The organism is Paenarthrobacter sp. NPDC089988, from assembly GCF_044748465.1.
Lineage (GTDB): Bacteria > Actinomycetota > Actinomycetes > Actinomycetales > Micrococcaceae > Arthrobacter.
Map to the genome: position 1 here is coordinate 48219 of NZ_JBIVGD010000011.1, position 19931 is coordinate 68149.

The window sequence follows — 19931 nt, forward strand, 5'->3', positions numbered from 1 at the left end:
GAGTGCCCGGATCGCCACCTCTTTGAGGGACACCGTCCACCCGCCGCCAGTCCCGCCGCCCAGCTCATGCCAAAGGGGATTTAATTGCACGACGACCGTCGGATCACAGAACAGCGTCTTGACCGATTCGTTCGGGAACGCCTTCTTCCGGCCATTTACGGCAGGTCCGTTCCCCTTGAATTGAGCAGTTGGGATGCGCCGGGTGAACCGGTCCCGGCCTCAGAGGCAATGCGCCAGCTGTTCACGCCGCAGGAGGCCGGCGCAGCTTGGGGCAAGGCATGGAGCACCAAGTGGCTCAGGCTGCAGGGCGAGGTTCCCGAAGGCTGGGGTGCCTCGGAAGACACCACCGTGGAAATCATCGTTGACCTCGGCTTCAACAGCGATGTCCCGGGATTCCAGTGCGAGGGTACGGCCTGGCGTGCCGACGGCAGCATCATCAAGGCGATCTCGCCGCGGAACTACCACGTACCGCTCAAACTGCTCGGTGGTGGACTTTCCGTGGACTTCTACGTCGAAGCGGCCGCCAACCCGGACGTAGCCCAGGGCTGGTCCTTTGCTCCCACCCCGCTGGGGGACAAAGCCACGTCCGGCGACGAACCCCGCTACCGGCTGGGGCGCATCGCCATCGCAGAACTCAACGAAACGGTGTGGGAGCTCAACCAGGACGTGTGGACCCTGACCGGGTTGATGCACGAGCTTCCCATGGAACTGCCCCGCCGGCATGAGATCCTGCGGGCGCTGGAACGCATGCTGGACATCATGGACCCGGAGGACGTTGCCCGGACTGCGGCAGCCGGCCGTGCCGTGCTGGCAGAGGTGCTGAAACGCCCTGCCTACGCATCTGCCCACGAACTGCTTGCCACCGGCCACGCCCACATCGATTCGGCATGGCTTTGGCCTGTCCGGGAAACCATCCGCAAGTGCGCCCGTACGTTCTCCAACGTGGTGGCGCTCATGGACGACGACCCCGGGTTTGTGTTCTCCTGCTCCTCCGCCCAGCAACTGGCCTGGATCAAGGAGTACTTTCCGGAGCTCTTTGTCCGCATCCGCGAGAAGGTCAAAGCCGGACAGTTCGTCCCCGTGGGTGGTATGTGGGTGGAATCGGACACCAACATGCCCGGTGGTGAGGCCATGGCCCGCCAGTTCGTGGAGGGCAAGAGCTTCTTCCAACGCGAGTTCGACGTTGAGTGCCAGGAAGCCTGGCTGCCCGATTCCTTTGGCTACTCCGGTGCCCTCCCGCAGATCGTCAAGTCCGCCGGGTCGCGGTGGTTCCTGACCCAGAAGATCTCCTGGAACAAGGTCAACCGCATGCCGCACCACACCTTCTCCTGGGAAGGCATTGACGGGACGCGCCTGTTCACCCACTTCCCGCCCGTGGACACCTACAACGCCGAGTTGCACGGACGCGAACTGGCCCACGCCCAGCGGAACTACCGCGACCACGGCCGGGGAACCATGTCCCTGGTTCCGTTTGGCTATGGCGACGGCGGTGGCGGACCCACGCGCGAGATGGTGGCCGCGGCGCACCGCACGGCAGACCTGGAAGGCTCACCCAAGGTCCGTTTGGGGACGGCAAGGGACTTCTTCCTCAAGGCCGAGGCAGAGTACGCCAACCCGCCTGTCTGGGTGGGCGAAATGTACTTGGAGATGCACCGCGGCACCTACACCAGCCAGGCCAAGACCAAGCGGGGCAACCGCCGAAGCGAGCACCTGCTCCGCGAGGCCGAGCTCTGGTGCTCCACGGCGGCCGTCCGCGTGGGCTTCCCCTATCCGGCGGCGGAGCTCAAGCGGCTCTGGCAACTGGTGCTGCTCCAGCAGTTCCATGACATCCTGCCCGGCAGCTCCATCGCCTGGGTCCATCAGGATGCCGAACGCAATTATGAGGCAATCGCCCGCGACCTGGAGGCCATCATCGCGGAGGCCGCGCAGGCCCTGGTGGGCCAGGGGGACACGCGCTTCCTCTTCAACGCCGCGCCGCATAAGCGGTATGGCGTGCCGGCACTGGGTGTTGCCGAAGCCGCCAGGACCGGCGCTTCGGTGGAGGTGCTGGAAGAGGACGGCGGTTATGTGCTGGACAACGGCGTCATCCGCGCGGTCCTGGACTCCAACGGTTTGCTCACCTCACTTGTTGACCATGCCAGCGGCCGCAACGCGATCGCACCCGGCCAGGGCGGCAACCTGCTGGAACTGTTCCGCGACACCCCGAATGAATGGGACGCCTGGGACATTGAGGAGTTCTACCGCCACAACGTCACGCCGCTGACCGAGGCCGAAAGTACCGCCCTTGAGCGGACCGCGACGGGCGCCGTCGTGGTGGTCAAGCGTTCGGTGGGCGCATCCACCATCACGCAGCGGATCATGCTCGACGCCGGCGCGGCGTCCCTGGCCATAGCCACCACCGTGGATTGGCAGGAACGCGAGAAGATGCTGAAAATCGCCTTCCCGCTGGATGTGCGGGCCGACCATTCGGCCTCGGAAACGCAGTTCGGCCACGTGTTCCGGCCAACCCACACCAACACGTCCTGGGATGCCGCCAAGTTCGAGATCTGCGCACACCGCTGGATCCACGTAGGGGAACCGGGATATGGCGTGGCGGTCAGCAACTCGTCCAGTTACGGGCACGACGTCACCCGGGCCGTCCGCCAGGATGGTGGAACCACGACGACGGTGCGCACCTCGCTGCTGCGGTCGGCGAAGTTCCCGGACCCCGAGGCAGACCGCGGCGAGCATACCCTGGAGGTTTCCATCAGGCCCGGAGCGGGCATCGCCGACGCCGTCGAAGAGGGCTACCGAGCCAACCTCAAGCCGCGCTACGCCGACGGTTCCCGGCCGGTGGAGCCGCTGGTTTCGGTGTCCAACCCTGCGATTGTGGTGGAAGCGGTGAAGCTCGCTGAGGACGGCAGCGGGGACGTCATTGTGCGGCTCTACGAATCCCTTGGACAGCGGTCGAAGGGCACGGTGATGGCCAACTTCGAATCTTCCGGTGTGGTGGCGACGGACTTGCTTGAACGGACCGTGGAAGCTCCTGGTGTGGTCTGCACAGGTGGGGCAGCTGAGCTGGTTCTCCGGCCGTTCCAGCTGGTCACGCTCCGCATTGCCAGGTAGCTTCACCGGATAGTCGATGCGGGTATGCATCATTGGATGCAGGCCCGCATCCGGCTACTCGGTCAGTTCGACGTCCACGGCGCCCTTCAGGACCTGTTCGCGCAGGGGGATGACAGTGCTGAAGTGTTTGATGTCGTCCGCCACCCCCTTGGTGAATACTTCCTCAACCAGGGAAGGCATTTCCTTGACCCCGGCCAGGTAGCGCTTCGCGGCGAAGTCGAAGTCCGATCTGTTGTATCGGATCTTGGCGTTGAGCGCTTTGGCGTCGTCGGCGATTTTCTGGACTTCCTCCGCCGGGGCGTTGCGTGCCTCGGCATCGTCTGCCTTCTTGACGAAGTCGTCCTTAAGCCGCACGAACTCCGCATAGCTTTCTTCGCCCTTCGCGGTTGCCTCGGCGTTCGCCTCCAGCTCGGCCACCTTGGCGTCGAATGTACGGGCGAACTCCTGGTAAGCGGTGTTGTTGGACTGCTTCAGTTCCTCCGCCGCTTTCCGGCACGGTGTGGCAGCCTTGGCCAGCAAGGTTTGGCGTTCCCGCAGGCTGGCCGCTTTGGAACCAACGAACAGGCCGTTGCATCCGGCTGCGTCGTCCTCGCGGAAGAGGCCCTCGAACTGCGGGTAGGAGTTCACGAGTCCCTCCATGTAGCCGAAGTACCCTTCGTGGGACTCCACCAGCTGCTGCAGCGCGACTCCCACGGCATCGTCGCTGGAACCATGCGTGGCCTTCAGCTCGTCCAAGGCAGACCGGGCAGATTCCGTAGCCTGTTGGACGTCGTCCTTCTCCTTCTGGCTGTTCCGCGTTGCCTCGTCCCGGGAAGCGGGGGCGTTCCGTGCCTTCTTGTAGGCCGCCAGATAAGCGTTGACTGCCGGCTGGATCTTGTCCCTGGCCTCGCTGAGGGCATTCATCCGGTCTTCCTTCAATAAGGACAGGCCTTCTTTTCGCTGTTGAGCAGCCAAGTTGGTCATGGCCACCAGCGTTCCGGCGGCAATGACCAGAACGACGAGGACAATACCAATCACCAGGAGTACTGGGCGGCGATTGCGGCGGACGGGGACGGCAGTGGTCTCCGGAATGTGGTTGCTCATTGCCTATTTCCCCTCCTGGCCGGCGGCATCAAAGCGTTCCAACCGCTCTTTCAGGACCCGCTCAAGGTTGGCGTTTGATTCGTTCGCTTCGTTGACCACGGTTGTGGACGCTTGTTTCACCGCGTTCTCATACTCCGCGCGGGGCTTGTCCAGGGCATCGTTGATGTCGAGCATGGCGATGGCTGCCAGGGTGCGCTTTGCAGCCCGCTCAAAGTCATCCTTGGCGTCCAGGACTTCCTGTTGCTTGTCCCGCTGCCCGCGGATGACACCCTCGAAGGCAGTCAAGAGCGTGCTTGTATCGGCGTCGGAGCCATTTTTTGCATCCGACAGGGCTGCCAAACAAGCATCGGCGGTGGAAACGTAGTCCTTGGCGTACGTTTCGCTGCCGATGTTCAGGTCGCGGTGCAAGGGGGCGCAGGCGCCGCCAACTGACTGGGTAATGTTTGCCGTGTTGGTCAAGCGCTGGTCGTTGTAGGCCACCACGGCGCCGTACTTGTCCTTGAACTTCCCAACGGCGTCCTTGACCTCGGACTCCTGCAGCGCAGGCGAGCCGGCCATGGCTTCCAGCCGGTTCTTGTTCGTGGCGGATTCGCGTGCCAGGACATCGCGCTGCTGTTGCAGTACCTGGCCAACCTCATCCGCATCGGTGGAGACCGCGCTGGTGTACCGGGCCGTGAATTCCTGGACCAGGGGGTCGTAGATATTCATGGAGTTGTCCACGATGGCCCGTTGCTTGTCCAAGCGAAGCACGTCCGCACGCTGGACACCGGCCGGGCGGGACAGCACGAACCACGCACCAAGCCCCCCGACCACCAAAGCCAGCGCCACTACTGCAACGATGATGGGTGTTCGCCGATTGGTTTTTTGTTCCGGCTGTTCTGTCACTTCCACAGTCCGATTTCCCCCGATTTTTTGACGCGCGCCCGCCAACGGGCACCCGTATCCTCCTAAGGCTCCTATTGAGCAGGAACTTTATGAGGATACGCCAGCCTGGCTAGACGTCGTGCTGGAGGCGTTTGACGAACAACTTGGTGCGCTCCTGCTTGGGGGTACGGAGGACCTCGGCGGCGGGGCCGCGTTCCACCACCACTCCGCCGTCCATGAAGATGACCTCGTCCGCTACATGCTGGGCGAAGGCGAGCTCGTGAGTCACGATCACCATGGTCCAGCCTTCTTCGGCAAGCTCCTTGATGACGCCGAGGACATCCCCCACCAGCTCAGGATCCAGTGCCGACGTGGGCTCGTCGAAGAGCAGCAACTGCGGTTTGAGCGCCAGCGCACGGACAATGCCCACACGCTGCTGCTGGCCCCCGGAGAGTTCAAAGGGGTAGGCATCGCGCTTGTCGGCCAAGCCAACCCGTTCCAGGAGCCGCTCGGCGTCTGCGATGGCCTCGGCCCGTGGTCGCTTCTGGACCTGGACAGGGCCCTCGATGATGTTCTTCAGCACGGTCATGTGGGGAAACAGGTTGTAGTGCTGGAACACCATCGCGCTGCGATCCCGCAGGGCAGCGATGTCCCTCTTGCCCACCTTGGCGCCGAAGTCGATGGAGAGACCACGTTCGGCGCCGTCGTCCCCAAAGGCGACCGTGCCGGCGTCGGGAATTTCCAGTCCGTTGAGCGAGCGCAGGACGGTGGTTTTGCCTGAACCGGACGGACCGATCAGTGCGACCACCTGGCCCCGGCGGATCTCGATGTCGATGTCGCGCAGCACGACGTTGCTGCCAAAGGCCTTGGCGAGGTTGCGGGCTTTCAGGACCGGTACCGGGCGGGGTTGCGGTGAGTCAGTGGGCGACATAGCGGTCCAATCTGCGTTCCACGGCTGACTGCGCCGTGGACAGGACGAGGCAGATCACCCAGTAGACCAAGGCTGCCTGCAGGTACAGGACCATGAATTCCTGGCTGAACGCGGCGATCTGTTGGGCATTGCGGAACAGTTCGGTGACCAGGATCAGCGAAGCGAGCGAGGTGTCCTTCACCAGGGAAATGAAGGTGTTGGACAGCGGTGGGACGGACACCCTGGCGGCTTGGGGGAGGATGATCCGGACCAGGGTCTGGCGGCTGGACATGCCGATGGTGTGTCCTGCCTCCCACTGGCCCTTGGGTACGGACAGGATGGCTGCGCGGATGATCTCGGCCGCGTAACCACCCACGTTCAGCGAGAACGCGATGATGGCGCTGGGCCAAGGATCCAGCTTCACGCCCAGATTGGGCAGGCCATAGAAGATCACGAACAACTGGACCAGGAGGGGAGTTCCTCGGATTACTGACACGTAGAAGCGCCCTATGCCCGAGAGCAGCCAGTTGGGGCTAAGCCGCATCAAGGCCACCAGGAGCGCCAGAACCAGCCCGAACGCGAAGGACAGCAGCGTGAGCGGAATGGTCCCCGTCACGGCACCTGTGACGAGCGGCCCGAAGGAACTCCAGACGAGGTCCCAGTTCATTTACTTGGAGACGTCCGCGCCGAAGTACTTGTCGGAGATCTTTGCCAGGGTGCCATCAGCCTGCAGGTCGGCGAGGGCCTTGTTCACGGCGTTGGCCAGTTCCGTGGAGCCCTTGCGGAACACCATGGCGCTCTCGGTCTTGTCCGGGGCTTCCGCTGCCACCTTGAGGCCGGAATCGGGGGTGGTCTTGGCGTAGTCCAGGTACGTGAGCTTGTCGTTGACCGTGGCGTCCACCCGGCCCTGCTGAACCAGCGTTGCCGCCTGGGCCCAGCCTTCCACCGCCTGGACGTTGGCGCCTGCGTCCACGGCCATCTTGTAGAAGTTGCTGGTGAGGGACTGCGCCGTGGTCTTGCCTTTGAGATCGGCGAAGCTGTTGATGCCGGAATTGTCGGACTTGGTTACTACCACGCCCGTGGAAACCGTGTAGGGCGTGGAGAAGTCGTATTTGGCCTTGCGGTCTTCGTTGATGGAGATCTGGTTGGCGATCGTATCGAAGCGCTTGGCGTCGAGGCCCGCGAAGATGCCGTCGAACTGGGTCTCCTGGAACGTTGCCTTCACGCCCAGTTTGTCCGCCACTGCCTTGGCGATCTCCACGTCGTAGCCTGTTAGTTCGCCGGCCCCGTTGGCGTGGAAGCTGAAGGGACGGTAGGTTCCCTCGGTGGCGATGACCAGTTCACCCTTGGATTTCACATCCGAAAGGGACATATCGCCACCGGACTGCGACTGGGTGGATCCGCCACCGCAAGCGGAGAGGGCAAGGGCCACGGAGGCCAAGGTAGCTGCCAGGACAGAGCGACGGGTACGGAGACTGGTCATGGAAGCCATCTTAGCCACGCCCTCCGTCCGGCCCGCTGAGCCGACGCGGTCAACGCCTCCGAAAAAGGCCCTTAAAAAGGCTGAGTGGGGGCGGTCCCCAACAGCCCGCCACCACTCATCCCCCCAATTGTGATCATGAGGGCGCCACATCCACCGGAAACCCGTTCTCTGATTCCGCTGTCAGGCTGCAAGCCTCATTCACACATTCATGATTGTGCCACGATCTAATGCTTTTGTGAAAGTCTTACGCCGTGCGTCGTCTTTTCCGCCTCGCGTAGGCCTTGGAAAACCAGATTCCGGCCAAGCCGATGGCCGTTGCGAGCACGGCCGAATAGTTGATCAGTGAGCGCAGCCACAGATGTACCAGAGGAATCAGCGGGAAGAGCTGGGACACCAGCAACAGCGTCAGGCCGACGAACAACAAAGCCGATGCGGCGCGCAAGAGGGCGGGGAAGCGCCCGGTAACCGTGCGCCAGATCGCCGGGAGCAGGCATGCCGAAACAAAGCCCGGATAGAACCGGCCAAGGGCAGCGTACGCCTCCATGGACGGACCCCACGTCAGCCCTGTCATGCCCACCGTGGAGCCCCGGGTATCGGTGATGAAGAAGAAAAATGCAGTCAACGCCGCAGTGATGGCCAGGACAGTCAGGCCCCACGGACCCCGGATGGCCCGGACCGCGGATTTGGAGTCAAAGCCCGTTGCGATCTTGATGCCCATCAGCAGGAATGTCCCATAGAGCAGGAACCGCAGGATGAGGTTGGTCAGGTTCATGCCCCCCAGGACGGCGTCGATGGCCAGGTAGGGTCCTTCGATGCTGAGCAGGATGTCCATGGTCATCAAGGCAAAGATGTAGAAGACCACGCGGTTCTCTCCGCGCAGCGCGCTGGGGATGCGCGCCACAGTAATGGCCAGGCAAATAACAAGCGTTGCCCAGGGCAGGACAGCCGTCATCCGAGGTTCTCCCAAATTCGTTCAGTTCGTTCGTGGTCTTGTTCTTGCCGGCGCAGGGTCTTGCCCAGGGCCTGAAGGCGTTCGCCGGACAGCGTCACCAGCTCGCCCAGTGTCATCCTGTCCAAGGCGTCCCGGCGCCCGTGGGGTGTCCAGCCGGCTTCGCTTTCGGTGATCAATCCGCCCGCAACGAGCCCACCCGCCGGTCCGACGCCGGCGGCCCGCGAGGTGGCGACGGCCAGTTCGGGAGGGAGCCGGTTGGCCGTCAGGTGGGCGGAAAAGTTTTGGGGCGCGATCCCGGTGGCCTCGCTGACCCGGTGCCGCAACTCGCCGTCGTCGATCGCGTCCACCCAGTTCCGCACGGCAGTGGGGTGCGGTGTTGCGGTGAGTCCGGTGGCGGGAACGCTGCCCGGCTCGGTACGTTCCACCACGGCGCGCAGCAGGTCGATCGTGGCGATCTGGCTGACCAACTCGGCAGGAGTGGGCGGAATGGGTTCACCCCGAAGCTCTGCATAGAGGTCGAACGTGGCCAATTCCTGGACCGGGTTGAGGTGGTAAGCGCGGCTGATGCTCACCAGCGTGGATTCGGCTACCTTGCCGCGAACCAATTGCTGGGCCAGCGTGGTCCGCTTGATTCCCGAGACCCTGCAGACATCGGCGATGCTGGCGTCCGGCGCAACGCCGTGGAGCCAGCGCTGGAACGCCTTGGACTGTAAGGGCATGGAGGACTCTCTGGAAAGTTTGCTGTAAGTGGTAGTACGAATCGATTTTACGCGGACGCCACATTGAATTATGCTTGATTCTTGAACCCGCTGGTCCGTACACCCCCCAAGTCCGGACCGGCGGGTTTTTCCATGCCTGCAGAAAATTAGGCAGGCAGCGAGAGGATTGAACCCATGACTGCAACCTTGGTGGCCAAGGACCTTGCCGGTGGCCATGGCCACCGCACGCTCTTTTCGAAGCTGTCCCTGACGGTGGCTCCCGGCGATGTGGTGGGTGTGGTGGGCGCGAACGGTGCGGGCAAATCGACGCTGCTGCGCATCCTCGCCGGCGTTGACCAGCCGCAGGAAGGCACAGTGAGCCTGGCGCCGTCCGATGCGTTCGTGGGCTGGTTGCCGCAGGAGCACGAGAGGACGGGGGGTGAAACCATCGCCGCCTACATTGCCCGCCGAACCGGGTGCGCCCAGGCGACGGCAGAAATGGAAGCCACGGCGGAGGCCCTCGGATCAGGTGCACCCGGCGCTGACGATGCTTATTCCCTGGCTTTCGACCGCTGGATGGCCTCCGGCGCTGCGGACCTCGAAGAGCGCGTTCCCGCCGTACTCGCGGACCTTGGACTGGACCTCGGAGCCGAAGCCCTCATGACCGGTCTCTCCGGCGGGCAGGCCGCACGTGTGGCGCTCGCGGCCTTGTTGCTGAGCCGCTTCGACGTAGTCCTTCTCGACGAACCAACCAACGATCTGGACCTGGATGGCTTGGCCCGCCTCGAGGCGTTCGTCCAGGGGCTGCGGGGCGGCGTGGTGCTGGTGTCCCACGACCGCGAGTTCCTGGCCCGCTGCGTCACCACCGTGGTGGAACTGGACCTCGCCCAGAACTCCGTAGCCGTGTACGACGGCGGTTACGAGTCGTTCCTTGAAGAGCGGGCCGTTGCCAAGCGCCACGCCCGGGAACGCTACGAAGAGTACGCCAACACCAAAGCAGACCTCGTGGCGCGTGCACGGACGCAGCGGGAATGGAGTTCCCAGGGCGTCCGGAACGCGATGAAGAAGAACCCGGACAATGACAAAATCCGCCGGGCCGCCAGCACCGAGTCCTCCGAGAAGCAGGCGCAGAAGGTCCGCCAAATGGAGTCGCGCATCGCCCGGCTCACGGAGGTGGAGGAACCCCGGAAGGAATGGCAGCTGCAGTTCAGCATCGGCCAGGCGCCGCGGTCCAGCGCCGTCGTCGCTACCTTGCGTGACGCCGTCGTACGCCAGGGCGACTTCACGCTGGGACCGGTCAACCTGCAACTCAACGGCGGTGAACGCATCGGCATCACCGGACCCAACGGGGCCGGCAAGTCCACTCTCCTGCGATTGTTGCTAGGCACCAGGAGCCCGGACGACGGCGATGCCTCCATGGGTGCCTCCGTGGCCATTGGCGAGATTGACCAGGCCCGCGGAATGCTCGACGGCGGCAAGCCCCTCGGTGACGCCGTGGAGGCGGTGCTGGTTGATTGGAACAGCGCCGATGTCCGCACGCTCCTGGCGAAGTTCGGACTCAAGGCAGACCACACATCCCGTGCCGTGGATTCCCTCTCCCCGGGGGAGCGGACCCGCGCCGCCCTGGCGCTCCTGCAGGCCCGCGGTGTAAACCTGCTGGTGTTGGACGAACCCACCAACCACCTTGACCTTCCCGCGATCGAACAGCTTGAAGAAGCTCTGGAAAGCTATGAGGGTGCTCTGCTGTTGGTCACCCACGACCGCAGGCTGCTGGAGAACGTCCGGCTCGATTCCCGATGGCACCTGGAAAATGGCCGTGTCCAGGAGCTGCACCACATACCGGGCCAGGAGAAGTAACCATGAGCATGGATGGCGTGGCCTGGAGCTCGCTGTACAAGATCACCCGTGCGCAGAGCGGTTCGCAGCCGTTCTCCAAGGAGACCCTGAAGCGCGTCCTTGGCTTCGCTGCCCCGCACAAGGGCAAGCTCATCGCCTTCGTGATCGCCTCGATCGCCGGGGCCGTGCTGGCCGTTGCCACCCCGGTGCTGGCCGGCCAGGTGGTTGATGCGATCATCGGCAAATCGGGTGCCGGAACCATCATCTGGCTTGCGGTGTTGATCGCGCTGGTGGCGGTGGGCGAGGCGGGCGTGGGCCTGATGACCCGCTGGCTGTCCTCGACCATCGGCGAGGGGGTCATTGTGGACCTTCGCACCCGGGTGTTCGATCACGTGCAGCGGATGCCGATCGCATTCTTCACCCGAACCCGTACGGGCGCGCTGGTCAGCCGCCTGAACAACGACGTCATCGGTGCCCAGTCGGCGTTTGCGGGGACGCTGTCCGGTGTGGTCAGCAATGTGGTGGCCCTGGCGCTGACCCTGGCCGTCATGCTCAATACCTCGTGGCTGGTGACCGTGCTCGCCATGGTGCTGCTGCCGATCTTCCTCATTCCGGCACGGCGAATGGGCTCCAAACTGGCCGACCTGCGCCGCGAAGCCGCCGCGCACAACGCCGCTATGGGCACCCAAATGACCGAACGGTTTTCCGCTCCGGGAGCCACGCTCGTGAAGCTGTTCGGCCGCCCGGATGAGGAATCGCGGGAGTTCGCTGCCCGTGCAGGCCGTGTCCGCGACATCGGGATCCGGACGGCCATGCTGCAGTTCACGTTCGTGACCGCGTTGACCCTGGTCTCGGCTTTGGCGTTGGCGCTGGTGTACGGGCTGGGCGGTTGGCTGGCCATCGGGGGACAGTTGGCACCGGGCGACGTCGTGGTGCTGGCGCTCCTGCTCACTCGTCTCTACGCCCCGCTGACCGCGCTGTCCAACGCGAGGGTGGAGGTCATGAGCGCGCTGGTCAGCTTCGAGCGCGTCTTCGAAATCCTGGACCTCAAGCCCCTTATCACCGAGAAGCCGGACGCGGCCGCGGTTCCGGCGGGACCTGTGGCCGTGGAGTTCGACGACGTCCGCTTCTCATACCCGTCTGCCGACAAGGTTTCCCTGGCCTCCCTTGAGGACGTGGCCACGCTGGACACGCGCGGCGGCGAGGAAGTCCTGCACGGTGTCAGCTTCCGGGTGGAGCCCGGCCAGACGGTGGCCCTGGTGGGATCCTCGGGCGCAGGGAAGTCCACGGTAGCCCAACTGCTCTCCCGGTTGTACGACGTCGACTCCGGAGCGGTGCGCCTGGGCGGCCACGGGGTTGGAACCGGAACGGATGTGCGTGACCTCCGCTTCGATGCCCTCCGGGACACGCTGGGCATGGTCACCCAGGACGGCCACCTGTTCCACGAGACCATCGCCTCCAACCTTCGCCTTGCCCGGCCGGATGCCACAGAGGAGCAGATGTGGGACGTGCTGCGCAGGGCAAGGTTGGAGCCCATGATCCGTTCACTGCCTGATGGCCTGGAGACAGTAGTGGGGGAGCGGGGCTACCGGCTTTCCGGGGGCGAACGCCAGCGCCTCACCATCGCCCGGCTCCTCATCAAGCAGCCCAGGGTCGTGATCCTGGACGAGGCCACGGCGGCGCTGGACTCCACCAACGAAGCCGCCGTCCAGGCAGCCTTGGGCGAAGCGCTCGAGGGGCGTACCGCCGTCGTGATTGCCCACCGCCTGTCCACCATCCGCGCGGCCGACGCGATCCTGGTGGTGGAAGACGGCCGGATCGTGGAGCGGGGCACGCACACGGAGCTGCTCGCTGCCGACGGCCGCTATGCCGAGCTGTACCGGACCCAATTCGCGGAGGCCGCTGCCGTAGCCCAGCAAGCAGTCCCCGAACTCTGACCCAACTGCCAGCTACTTGGGGGAGGCGAGGGCCGGGAGGACGTGGTCCGTGAGCAGCGGGGCTAGGTCGTCGGGCAGTGGCGCGTGCAGGTCCAGCCAGCGGATCTCCGCGATCTCGGCAGAGGGGTGCGCGTCCCACGTGCCCGGTGCTGTGAACACCGTGGCCTCGATGGTGGTGGCTTCCTCGTTTGCGGCGACAGCTTGCCACACGCCCATGGGCTCAAGCTGGTCCGGAGCCACGCTGATGCCGACTTCCTCGGACAGTTCCCGTGACGCAGCCTGGGCAGCGGTTTCGCCGGGCTCGGGCTTGCCGCCGGGGTGCATGAACTTGTCCGTTCCACGCTTCCGGACGGTGAGGAGCCGGCCTGCCCCGTTATAGACGCACACGGCGCTGACCACGATCACGTTCATGTGTTCCTCCTCAGATGCGATTCCAGCCGCAGGTCCTTCGCCGGCCCATGGATGTCCCACGTGAAGCTGAAAGCGTCAGGACCTTCCCAGGCGTAGTTGACGTAGTAGTCGTCGGGATCGCACCAGTGCTTGTCCTGGTTGGCGTCCGTGGCAAAGCTCATCACGTGGAAGGGCCGGCCATCGGGGAAGAACACATCCATGCTTAGCTCGGTGGCACCGGGTTTCAGGACGTACTCGCGGAAGGCCGGGCCTGAGTGGGTTGGCCAGTGCATGGTTCCGTCTTCGCGGTAGTCCAGGCCGCCGTCGGGCTTCTTGACGTAGCGTACGACGCCGGAAAAGGTTCCGCGGGTGCCGGTGGCGCGATCAAGGAGGGTCCGCTCCACGTTCCATTCGCCGGCCAGGTAGGCCCGCAAGTCCATCCGTGGCTGCTGGTCATTCAAGTGCCCTCGATTGGAATCGAACCAACGACACCGGCTTTAGGAGAGCCGTGCTCTATCCACTGAGCTACGAGGGCGCATGTTCATGGGTTGCAGGGTCCCTGGCGGGAGCCTCCGGCCGAACACGACTATAAGCATACAAGCTGCGAAGGCGGTGCCCGAACACGGTTAGGCTGGCGGACATGAGTGGCCACGCGACAGTACCGGCATCGGCAGGCACGTTCCTTCCCAACGTCCGCAGCATCCGTGCGGCCATCGGCGGCTGGGCACAGCTGAGCGTGGTGCAGTATTTCGTGGCCGAGGCTGCCGTGATCGACGCGTGGGCGGGACCCGAACCGTACAGCCGCGCCACTGGCTACATCAGCGACCTTGGCGCAGTGTCCTGTGGAATCTACGAGGACCGCAACGTGTGCTCTCCGTTGCACGTGTTGATGAATGCCTCGTTTGTTGTCCAAGGGGTCGCCTTGATCCTGGGTGCCATGTTCCTGACGGCCGGTTTGTTGTGCGTTGCAGCGAGGCCGGGGGTGCCGGCCCGGCGGTTCCACGGCGAGGCGCCGCGGGTAATCGCCCAGCACTGGATCCTTGCGGTGGCTATCCGCATCCTGACCGGGGTTGCCGGCGTCGGCACGGTCCTTGTGGGCCTGGTGCCGGAGGACCTTGGCTCGCCGTGGCATTTTGCGGGCGCCCTGATGTTCTTCATTGGTGGCGGCTTCGCCCTGATCCTGTTGGGAATCCTTTGGCTGCGGCAAACCCCTGTGAGCTGGTTCCTGGCCGCCAGCGGGGCGCTCTGCATCGGCGCGCTGGTGGTTGGCGGGCTGACCCGCATGGACGTTCCCGATCCGGGGATCCTTGAACGGCTCATGGGCTACCCCGTGACGATCGGTTTGGCGGCCGCGGGCTTGGTGATCGCCCAGCGCGTGCACCGCGAACGGCGTTCGAGGGTGCGCTCACGCTAAGCCCGGAGTGCCCACTGCTCCCGGGGCGCACCCGTTTGCGCCATGGGCTCCCGTAAGAACGGGTGCGCTGGGCGGGATCGGCAGCGCCGCAGGTTCACAAGGGCTGCGCTGGGCGGGATCGGCAGCGGCGGCGGCCCAGAGTGGTGTGTGATGGCCTGGTCGCACCCGTTTGCGCCATGGGCTCCCGTAAGAACGGGTGCTTCCGGCGGGAACGATAGCGGCGCAGGTTCACAAGGGGCGCGCTGGGCGGAACCGGCAGCGGCGCAGGCTCATAAGGGGTGCGCCCGGCGGGAAGGGTAGCGTTGGATTCAAACAAGGGCTGCGCTGCCTGCTGCGGCGGGTCTATTCTGGCGCTATGACGACGGCGGCTGGTCCGCGTGGCGGGGACCGCGGGCTTCTGCCTGACCTCGCAGGGCGACGCGAACTTGTTGGGGGTTGGGCCGCGATCACGCTGATCCACTACTTCGTGGTGGAAGCCATCGCGATGGCGGCGTGGCGGGGAAACCCGCCCTATGACCGCCGGGAGCACGTGATCAGCGACCTCGGAGCCGCGCACTGCGGACCTTTCAATGGCTACGAGGTGTGTTCGCCATTGAATTGGCTGATGAACGCCTCATTCGTGCTGCAAGGCGTCGCCATGGTCATGGGGGCGGTGTTGGTCAGTTCCGCCGTGCTGTCCGTTGCTGCAGAGCCGGGCCAGCGCGGAATCAGGCCGAGCATGGCATCGAAATCTGCAGAGGCCTTTCCGTGGATCGCGGCGGGAGCGGTTCGGGCGCTCATTTTGGTTGCGGGGATCGGACAGGCCATGGTGGGGCTGGTACCTGAAGACACGGACTTGGTACTGCATCTGACGGGCGCCGGAATGTACTTCATCGCCGGGCCCATCGCTTTGGTGGTCCTGGGCCTGGTATGGCGCGGCCACACGCAAATGTCCTGGATGGTGCTGCTTTTCGGCGTGGTATCGCTGGGAACCACCATCTATGTCCTGGCTGCGCAGCTCCGGGTGGACGAAGCCGGCGCCATCGAACGGACCATGGCGTATCCGATCATCCTCGGCCTGTCCCTGGTTGGCCTCATCGTGGCCCACCGGATCACCAAGGAACGGAAAGCGGTCAGGACGTTGGCTCAGCGCCCTTCCGGGCAGTAGCCCCCTTCCGTCCAAGGAACACTGCCACGACGCCGCACACCAGGCTGAGCAGGAACAGCACCCACGACGCAACCGTCACAGCCGAAGCCAGGGCGACCGAACCGGCGTCGGGCGTTTCTGCGGCCAGCACCGAATCGATGGCGACGTTCGACCACAAGTGGGCCACGGCAAACAGCAACGGCGCCGCCCACATGGCCCAGCGCCACGATTTGCGGGCCACGTTGGTGCCGATGAGAAGCAGCCAACTGAAGCCGAAAATTAGGGGGAACAGCGTGCCGGCAGTCTTGTGCACGTAATTGAGCTGGCCCCGGGCGGCATCGTCCATGGCGTTACGAAGCTGGGCGATGTAGTCCGTGGAGAAACCGCCAATGAGGGAGTCCGGCATGGCCAGGCCGCCGGAGAGCTGCGTCATTTGGTTGAGGGTCAGCAGGTGCAGATACCAGAACAGGAAGACGCTGGCCACCACGCCTGCAATCACAATGAGCCTGGAGTTGCTCTGCGCCTTCTGCGGGGTGCGCTGGGTGGTGGGATTGATCACGGGCGGCAGCGAGTGTTCCGGGACTGCCGCTTTGGCTCCGTGCTTCTTGATGCGCTGCGCTGGGGTCTTGGCCATGTGATTCATTATCCCGCCACATAAGCTGGACCCATGACCATCGGCAGGCACACAGCAACTGAACTGGACCCATCACTCGACGATTACCAACTGGGCAGCGCCTTGGTCCGTGAGGCGGGTCAGTTGGCCCTGCTCATGCGGATGGGGGGCCTGCAGGGGGAGCGGAAGACTTCGGTATCGGACGTTGTGACAGCCGCTGACCGCGCCGCCGAGGCCTACGTGCTGGAACAGTTGCGCCGCTGCCGCCCGGAGGATGGCATCCTCGGCGAAGAAGGGGCATCGGTGGCAGGGACCAGCGGACGGACGTGGGTGATCGACCCCGTGGATGGCACCTACAACTTCCTGCATGGCTCCACATATTGGTGCTCGGCTATCGCCCTGAAACGCGACGACTCGGACCGCGGCGGCAGCCCGGTAGCGGATCCCTCCGTGGTGCTTGGCGCTATCTACCAGCCGGAAACGGACAAGCTGTGGCTCGGCGGCGAAGGACGGCCCGCGACGCTTAACGGGGAACGGATATCCGGTTCAGGGGATGTGGCGGTGGGCCAACTGAGTGCCGCGACCTACATCCATCCCACGTGGTTGGCCGACCCCCGCGCGGCCATGCCGTGGCACGCCGCGGCGATAACGGCCGCGTCCCTTCGGATGTTCGGCTCGGGCTCGTGCGACCTCGGACGCGTGGCTGACGGCGAACTGGGGTGCTGGTTCCAGCACAGTTGCCCCGAATGGGATTGGCTCCCCGGCAAGGCGATCGTCCGCGCGGCCGGTGGGGACACCGCCGTCGTTCAGGTCAATGGACTCAACTGGTTCGTCGCAGGAGGCACGACGGCGGTTCGCGAGTTGAGCGCAGCCCTCACCTCGGTGCCCCAGTTCGCTTAGCTCCGGGCCGCCTTGGGCGGGCTTGGTCCGCATCCCGGGCGCCGGTCGAAGGAGTGTCAGACCCACCGCCTAGACTGGTAGGCACCATGGATATGTTGTTTGACCCCTACGCAGACGGACCCTTCAACGCAGGCCCGCGAGCCGCAGTCAAGGCTGCCCCGGAGCTTTCGCACGCAGGCGGCGGTGCAGGCCGTGCCCGCACAGGCGAGGATGATGGGGCTCCCGGCTCGGGCGGCTGGGGCCACCATGGATCGCAAGGGATGCCGTCCGCTGACGCCTTGCTGCAGGGGCTCAACCCCCAACAGGAAGAGGCCGTCAAACACTCCGGCAGCCCGCTGCTCATTGTCGCTGGCGCCGGCTCGGGCAAGACCCGTGTGCTCAGTAACCGGATCGCGTACCTGATCGCCACCAAGCGGGCGCACCACGGTGAAATCCTGGCCATCACCTTCACCAACAAGGCCGCGGCCGAAATGCGGGAACGTATCGAAGCGCTGGTTGGCGGACGTGCCAAGGCCATGTGGATCTCCACCTTCCACTCGTCCTGCGTGCGCATCCTTCGCCGCGAGGCGTCCAACGTGGGGCTGAACTCCAACTTCTCCATCTACGACTCCGCTGACTCGCTGCGCCTCATCACGCTCGTGGCGAAGAACCTGGACCTGGATCCCAAGAAGTTCCCGCCCAAGGCCATCCAGCACAAGATTTCCGCGCTCAAGAACGAGTTGGTGGACGACGATTCCTTCGCATCCTCGGCCAACTACAACGATGCTTTCGAAACCGCGGTAGCCGAGGTTTTCAAGGGCTACACCCAGCGCCTGCGCCAGGCCAACGCCATGGACTTCGACGACCTCATTGCGCAGACCGTCTACATGTTCCGGGCGTTCCCGGCGCTCGCGGAATCGTACCGACGCCGGTTCCGGCACGTTCTGGTGGACGAATACCAGGACACCAACCATGCCCAGTACGCGCTGGTCAGGGAAATCGTGGGCCTTGGCACGGATACCGAGGTCCAGCCCAGCGAGCTTACGGTGGTTGGCGATTCGGACCAGTCCATCTACGCGTTCCGCGGCGCCGACATCCGCAACATCGTGGAATTCGAGCACGACTACCCGAACGCACGGACCATCAAGCTGGAACAGAACTACCGCTCCACGCAGAACATCCTCAGCGCCGCCAACTCGGTAATTTCCCGGAACCCCAACCGGCAGGAAAAGCGGTTGTGGACGGCCGAGGGCGATGGCGAGAAGATCGTTGGCTACGTGGGCGAGAACGAGCACGATGAAGCCCAGTTCATCGCCAAGGAAATCGACCGGCTGCAGGACGAGGAGGGGCTGCGTCCCGGCGACGTCGCCATTTTCTACCGCACCAACGCACAATCGCGTTCCATCGAAGACGTGCTGGTCCGCGTGGGCCTGCCGTACAAGGTGGTTGGCGGCACCCGCTTCTACGAGCGCAAGGAAATCAAGGACGCACTGGCTTACCTGCGCGTCCTGGTGAACCCGGACGACGACGTGAACCTCCGCCGCGTGCTGAATGAGCCCAAGCGCGGCATCGGTGACCGTGCCGAAGGTGCCATTGCGGCACTGGCGGAGCGGGACCGGACCTCCTTCATGGACGCAGCGCGTCGGGCAGATCAAGCACCCGGGATGGCCACGCGCTCGGTGAATGCCGTCTCAGGATTCGTGAAGCTGTTGGACGACCTCGCCGAGGTGGCTTCGGGGTCCGGCGCGTCCGCGGCCTTGGAAGCCGTCCTGGAGCAGACCGGCTACCTCGCCGGCCTCCGCGCGAGCAACGACCCCCAGGACGAATCCCGCGTGGAGAACCTCGCAGAGCTTGTGGCCGTGGTGCGGGAGTACGAGCGTGACAACCCCGAAGGTTCTCTGGGCGAGTTCCTGGAACAGGTCTCCCTGGTGGCGGACGCCGACCAGATCCCGGACGCGCCGGGGGCCGACATCGACGCCGCAGTCGCCGAAGCCAAGCGCTTGGGCGTGGTGACGCTGATGACGCTGCACACGGCGAAAGGCCTGGAGTTCCCCGTGGTGTTCCTCACCGGCATGGAGCACGGGATCTTCCCGCACCAACGCTCCGCCACGGATCCCAAGGAGCTGGCCGAGGAACGCCGCCTAGCCTACGTAGGCCTTACCCGTGCCCGGAAGCGCCTCTATGTCACCCGCTCAGAGGTCCGCAACATGTGGGGCCAGAGCCAGTACAACCCGGCCAGCCAGTTCCTGCAGGAAATCCCGTCCGAACTTGTGGACTGGAAACGCGAAGGAACGTCACGTCAGGCCACTGGCGGCTGGGGCAGCGCGCCCATCGGTTCGAACCGTTACGGCGGATCCTTCTGGGGAGCCGGAACGTCGCGCGGAGCTGCCTCCAGCCCCACCGCAGGGTTCGACGCCGACGTTCCCGCCGCCGTCGCCCGCACCAGGGTCCAGCCGCAGAAGGAAGTCATCGCCGTTTCTGTGGGGGACAAGGTCAACCACACCAGCTTTGGCAATGGCATTGTGCTGGGCGTCGAGGGCGCGGGAGACAAGACGGTGGCCAAGGTGAAGTTCGACGTCGGCGAGAAGCGCCTGCTGCTGCGGTACGCGCCGCTGACGAAACTTGATGCCTGAGGCACCTT

The 19931-nt window shown here is 64.7% G+C and carries 17 protein-coding genes and 1 tRNA gene; 7 read left to right on the forward strand and 11 right to left on the reverse strand.

What is annotated here, in order from left to right; translation table 11 throughout:
- Window positions 1–84 precede the first annotated feature (84 nt).
- The gene (locus ACIPV6_RS14040; RefSeq protein WP_400271461.1) at window positions 85–3105 is read left to right on the forward strand and encodes an alpha-mannosidase; all 3021 of its coding nucleotides are present in this window, start codon (window positions 85–87) and stop codon (window positions 3103–3105) included.
- Window positions 3106–3159: 54 nt separating this feature from the next.
- Here the strand turns inward: ACIPV6_RS14040 and ACIPV6_RS14045 are convergent, their stop codons facing one another.
- From ACIPV6_RS14045 to ACIPV6_RS14075, 7 genes are all read right to left on the reverse strand, one after another.
- Window positions 3160–4188 (reverse strand): hypothetical protein, encoded by a 1029-nt coding sequence (locus ACIPV6_RS14045; RefSeq protein WP_400271462.1) that lies wholly within the window; start codon window positions 4186–4188, stop codon window positions 3160–3162.
- Window positions 4189–4191: 3 nt separating this feature from the next.
- On the reverse strand, window positions 4192–5073 hold the full coding sequence (locus tag ACIPV6_RS14050) for a hypothetical protein (protein WP_400271463.1): 882 nt from the start codon (window positions 5071–5073) through the stop codon (window positions 4192–4194).
- A 109-nt stretch (window positions 5074–5182) separates the two neighbouring features.
- Entirely contained in the window at window positions 5183–5983 is an 801-nt protein-coding gene (locus tag ACIPV6_RS14055) for an amino acid ABC transporter ATP-binding protein (protein ID WP_400271464.1), read from the reverse strand.
- Window positions 5970–6629, reverse strand: coding sequence for an amino acid ABC transporter permease (locus ACIPV6_RS14060; protein ID WP_400271465.1), 660 nt, complete (start codon window positions 6627–6629; stop codon window positions 5970–5972). Before ACIPV6_RS14060 ends, ACIPV6_RS14055 begins: the two co-directional genes overlap by 14 nt.
- Window positions 6630–7445, reverse strand: coding sequence for an amino acid ABC transporter substrate-binding protein (locus tag ACIPV6_RS14065; RefSeq protein ID WP_400271466.1), 816 nt, complete (start codon window positions 7443–7445; stop codon window positions 6630–6632).
- Window positions 7446–7689: 244 nt separating this feature from the next.
- Window positions 7690–8397, reverse strand: coding sequence for a hypothetical protein (locus ACIPV6_RS14070; RefSeq protein ID WP_400271467.1), 708 nt, complete (start codon window positions 8395–8397; stop codon window positions 7690–7692).
- Entirely contained in the window at window positions 8394–9116 is a 723-nt protein-coding gene (locus ACIPV6_RS14075) for a hypothetical protein (RefSeq protein ID WP_400271468.1), read from the reverse strand. Before ACIPV6_RS14075 ends, ACIPV6_RS14070 begins: the two co-directional genes overlap by 4 nt.
- Before the next feature lie 174 nt (window positions 9117–9290).
- On the opposite strand from ACIPV6_RS14075, the gene ACIPV6_RS14080 reads away from it, so the two are divergent.
- Both ACIPV6_RS14080 and ACIPV6_RS14085 read left to right on the forward strand, forming a co-directional pair.
- Window positions 9291–10952, forward strand: a complete 1662-nt coding sequence (locus ACIPV6_RS14080; RefSeq protein ID WP_400271469.1) for an ABC-F family ATP-binding cassette domain-containing protein — start codon at window positions 9291–9293, stop codon at window positions 10950–10952.
- Between the two features lie 2 nt (window positions 10953–10954).
- Window positions 10955–12868, forward strand: a complete 1914-nt coding sequence (locus ACIPV6_RS14085; RefSeq protein WP_400271470.1) for an ABC transporter ATP-binding protein — start codon at window positions 10955–10957, stop codon at window positions 12866–12868.
- A gap of 12 nt (window positions 12869–12880) precedes the next feature.
- Here ACIPV6_RS14085 and ACIPV6_RS14090 read toward each other — a convergent pair whose 3' ends face one another.
- The 3 genes from ACIPV6_RS14090 to ACIPV6_RS14100 all read right to left on the reverse strand — a co-directional run bounded on the left by ACIPV6_RS14090 (window position 12881) and on the right by ACIPV6_RS14100 (window position 13793).
- Window positions 12881–13279, reverse strand: a complete 399-nt coding sequence (locus ACIPV6_RS14090) for an NUDIX domain-containing protein (protein WP_400271471.1) — start codon at window positions 13277–13279, stop codon at window positions 12881–12883.
- Window positions 13276–13719 (reverse strand): DUF6314 family protein, encoded by a 444-nt coding sequence (locus ACIPV6_RS14095; protein ID WP_400271472.1) that lies wholly within the window; start codon window positions 13717–13719, stop codon window positions 13276–13278. Before ACIPV6_RS14095 ends, ACIPV6_RS14090 begins: the two co-directional genes overlap by 4 nt.
- 1 nt (window position 13720) lies before the next feature.
- A tRNA-Arg gene (locus tag ACIPV6_RS14100) sits at window positions 13721–13793 on the reverse strand.
- A gap of 105 nt (window positions 13794–13898) precedes the next feature.
- Between ACIPV6_RS14100 and ACIPV6_RS14105 the strand changes: the two genes are divergently transcribed.
- Both ACIPV6_RS14105 and ACIPV6_RS14110 read left to right on the forward strand, forming a co-directional pair.
- On the forward strand, window positions 13899–14672 hold the full coding sequence (locus tag ACIPV6_RS14105; protein ID WP_400271473.1) for a DUF998 domain-containing protein: 774 nt from the start codon (window positions 13899–13901) through the stop codon (window positions 14670–14672).
- 355 nt (window positions 14673–15027) lie between these two features.
- Window positions 15028–15819: a DUF998 domain-containing protein gene (locus ACIPV6_RS14110; protein ID WP_400271474.1), complete on the forward strand. Its 792-nt coding sequence runs from the start codon at window positions 15028–15030 to the stop codon at window positions 15817–15819.
- On the opposite strand, the gene ACIPV6_RS14115 is transcribed toward ACIPV6_RS14110, so the two are convergent.
- Window positions 15785–16432: a hypothetical protein gene (locus ACIPV6_RS14115; RefSeq protein WP_400271475.1), complete on the reverse strand. Its 648-nt coding sequence runs from the start codon at window positions 16430–16432 to the stop codon at window positions 15785–15787. The two genes, ACIPV6_RS14110 and ACIPV6_RS14115, sit on opposite strands and share 35 nt — an antisense overlap.
- A 33-nt stretch (window positions 16433–16465) precedes the next feature.
- Between ACIPV6_RS14115 and ACIPV6_RS14120 the strand changes: the two genes are divergently transcribed.
- Together ACIPV6_RS14120 and pcrA are read left to right on the forward strand one after the other, a co-directional pair.
- A complete protein-coding gene (locus tag ACIPV6_RS14120; RefSeq protein ID WP_400271476.1) occupies window positions 16466–17311 on the forward strand; it encodes an inositol monophosphatase family protein in 846 nt (281 codons plus the stop codon).
- Between the two features lie 86 nt (window positions 17312–17397).
- Window positions 17398–19923 carry a DNA helicase PcrA gene (gene pcrA, locus ACIPV6_RS14125; RefSeq protein WP_400271477.1) on the forward strand — a complete coding sequence of 842 codons (2526 nt, stop codon included), beginning with the start codon at window positions 17398–17400 and terminating at the stop codon, window positions 19921–19923.
- Window positions 19924–19931: the final 8 nt, after the last annotated feature.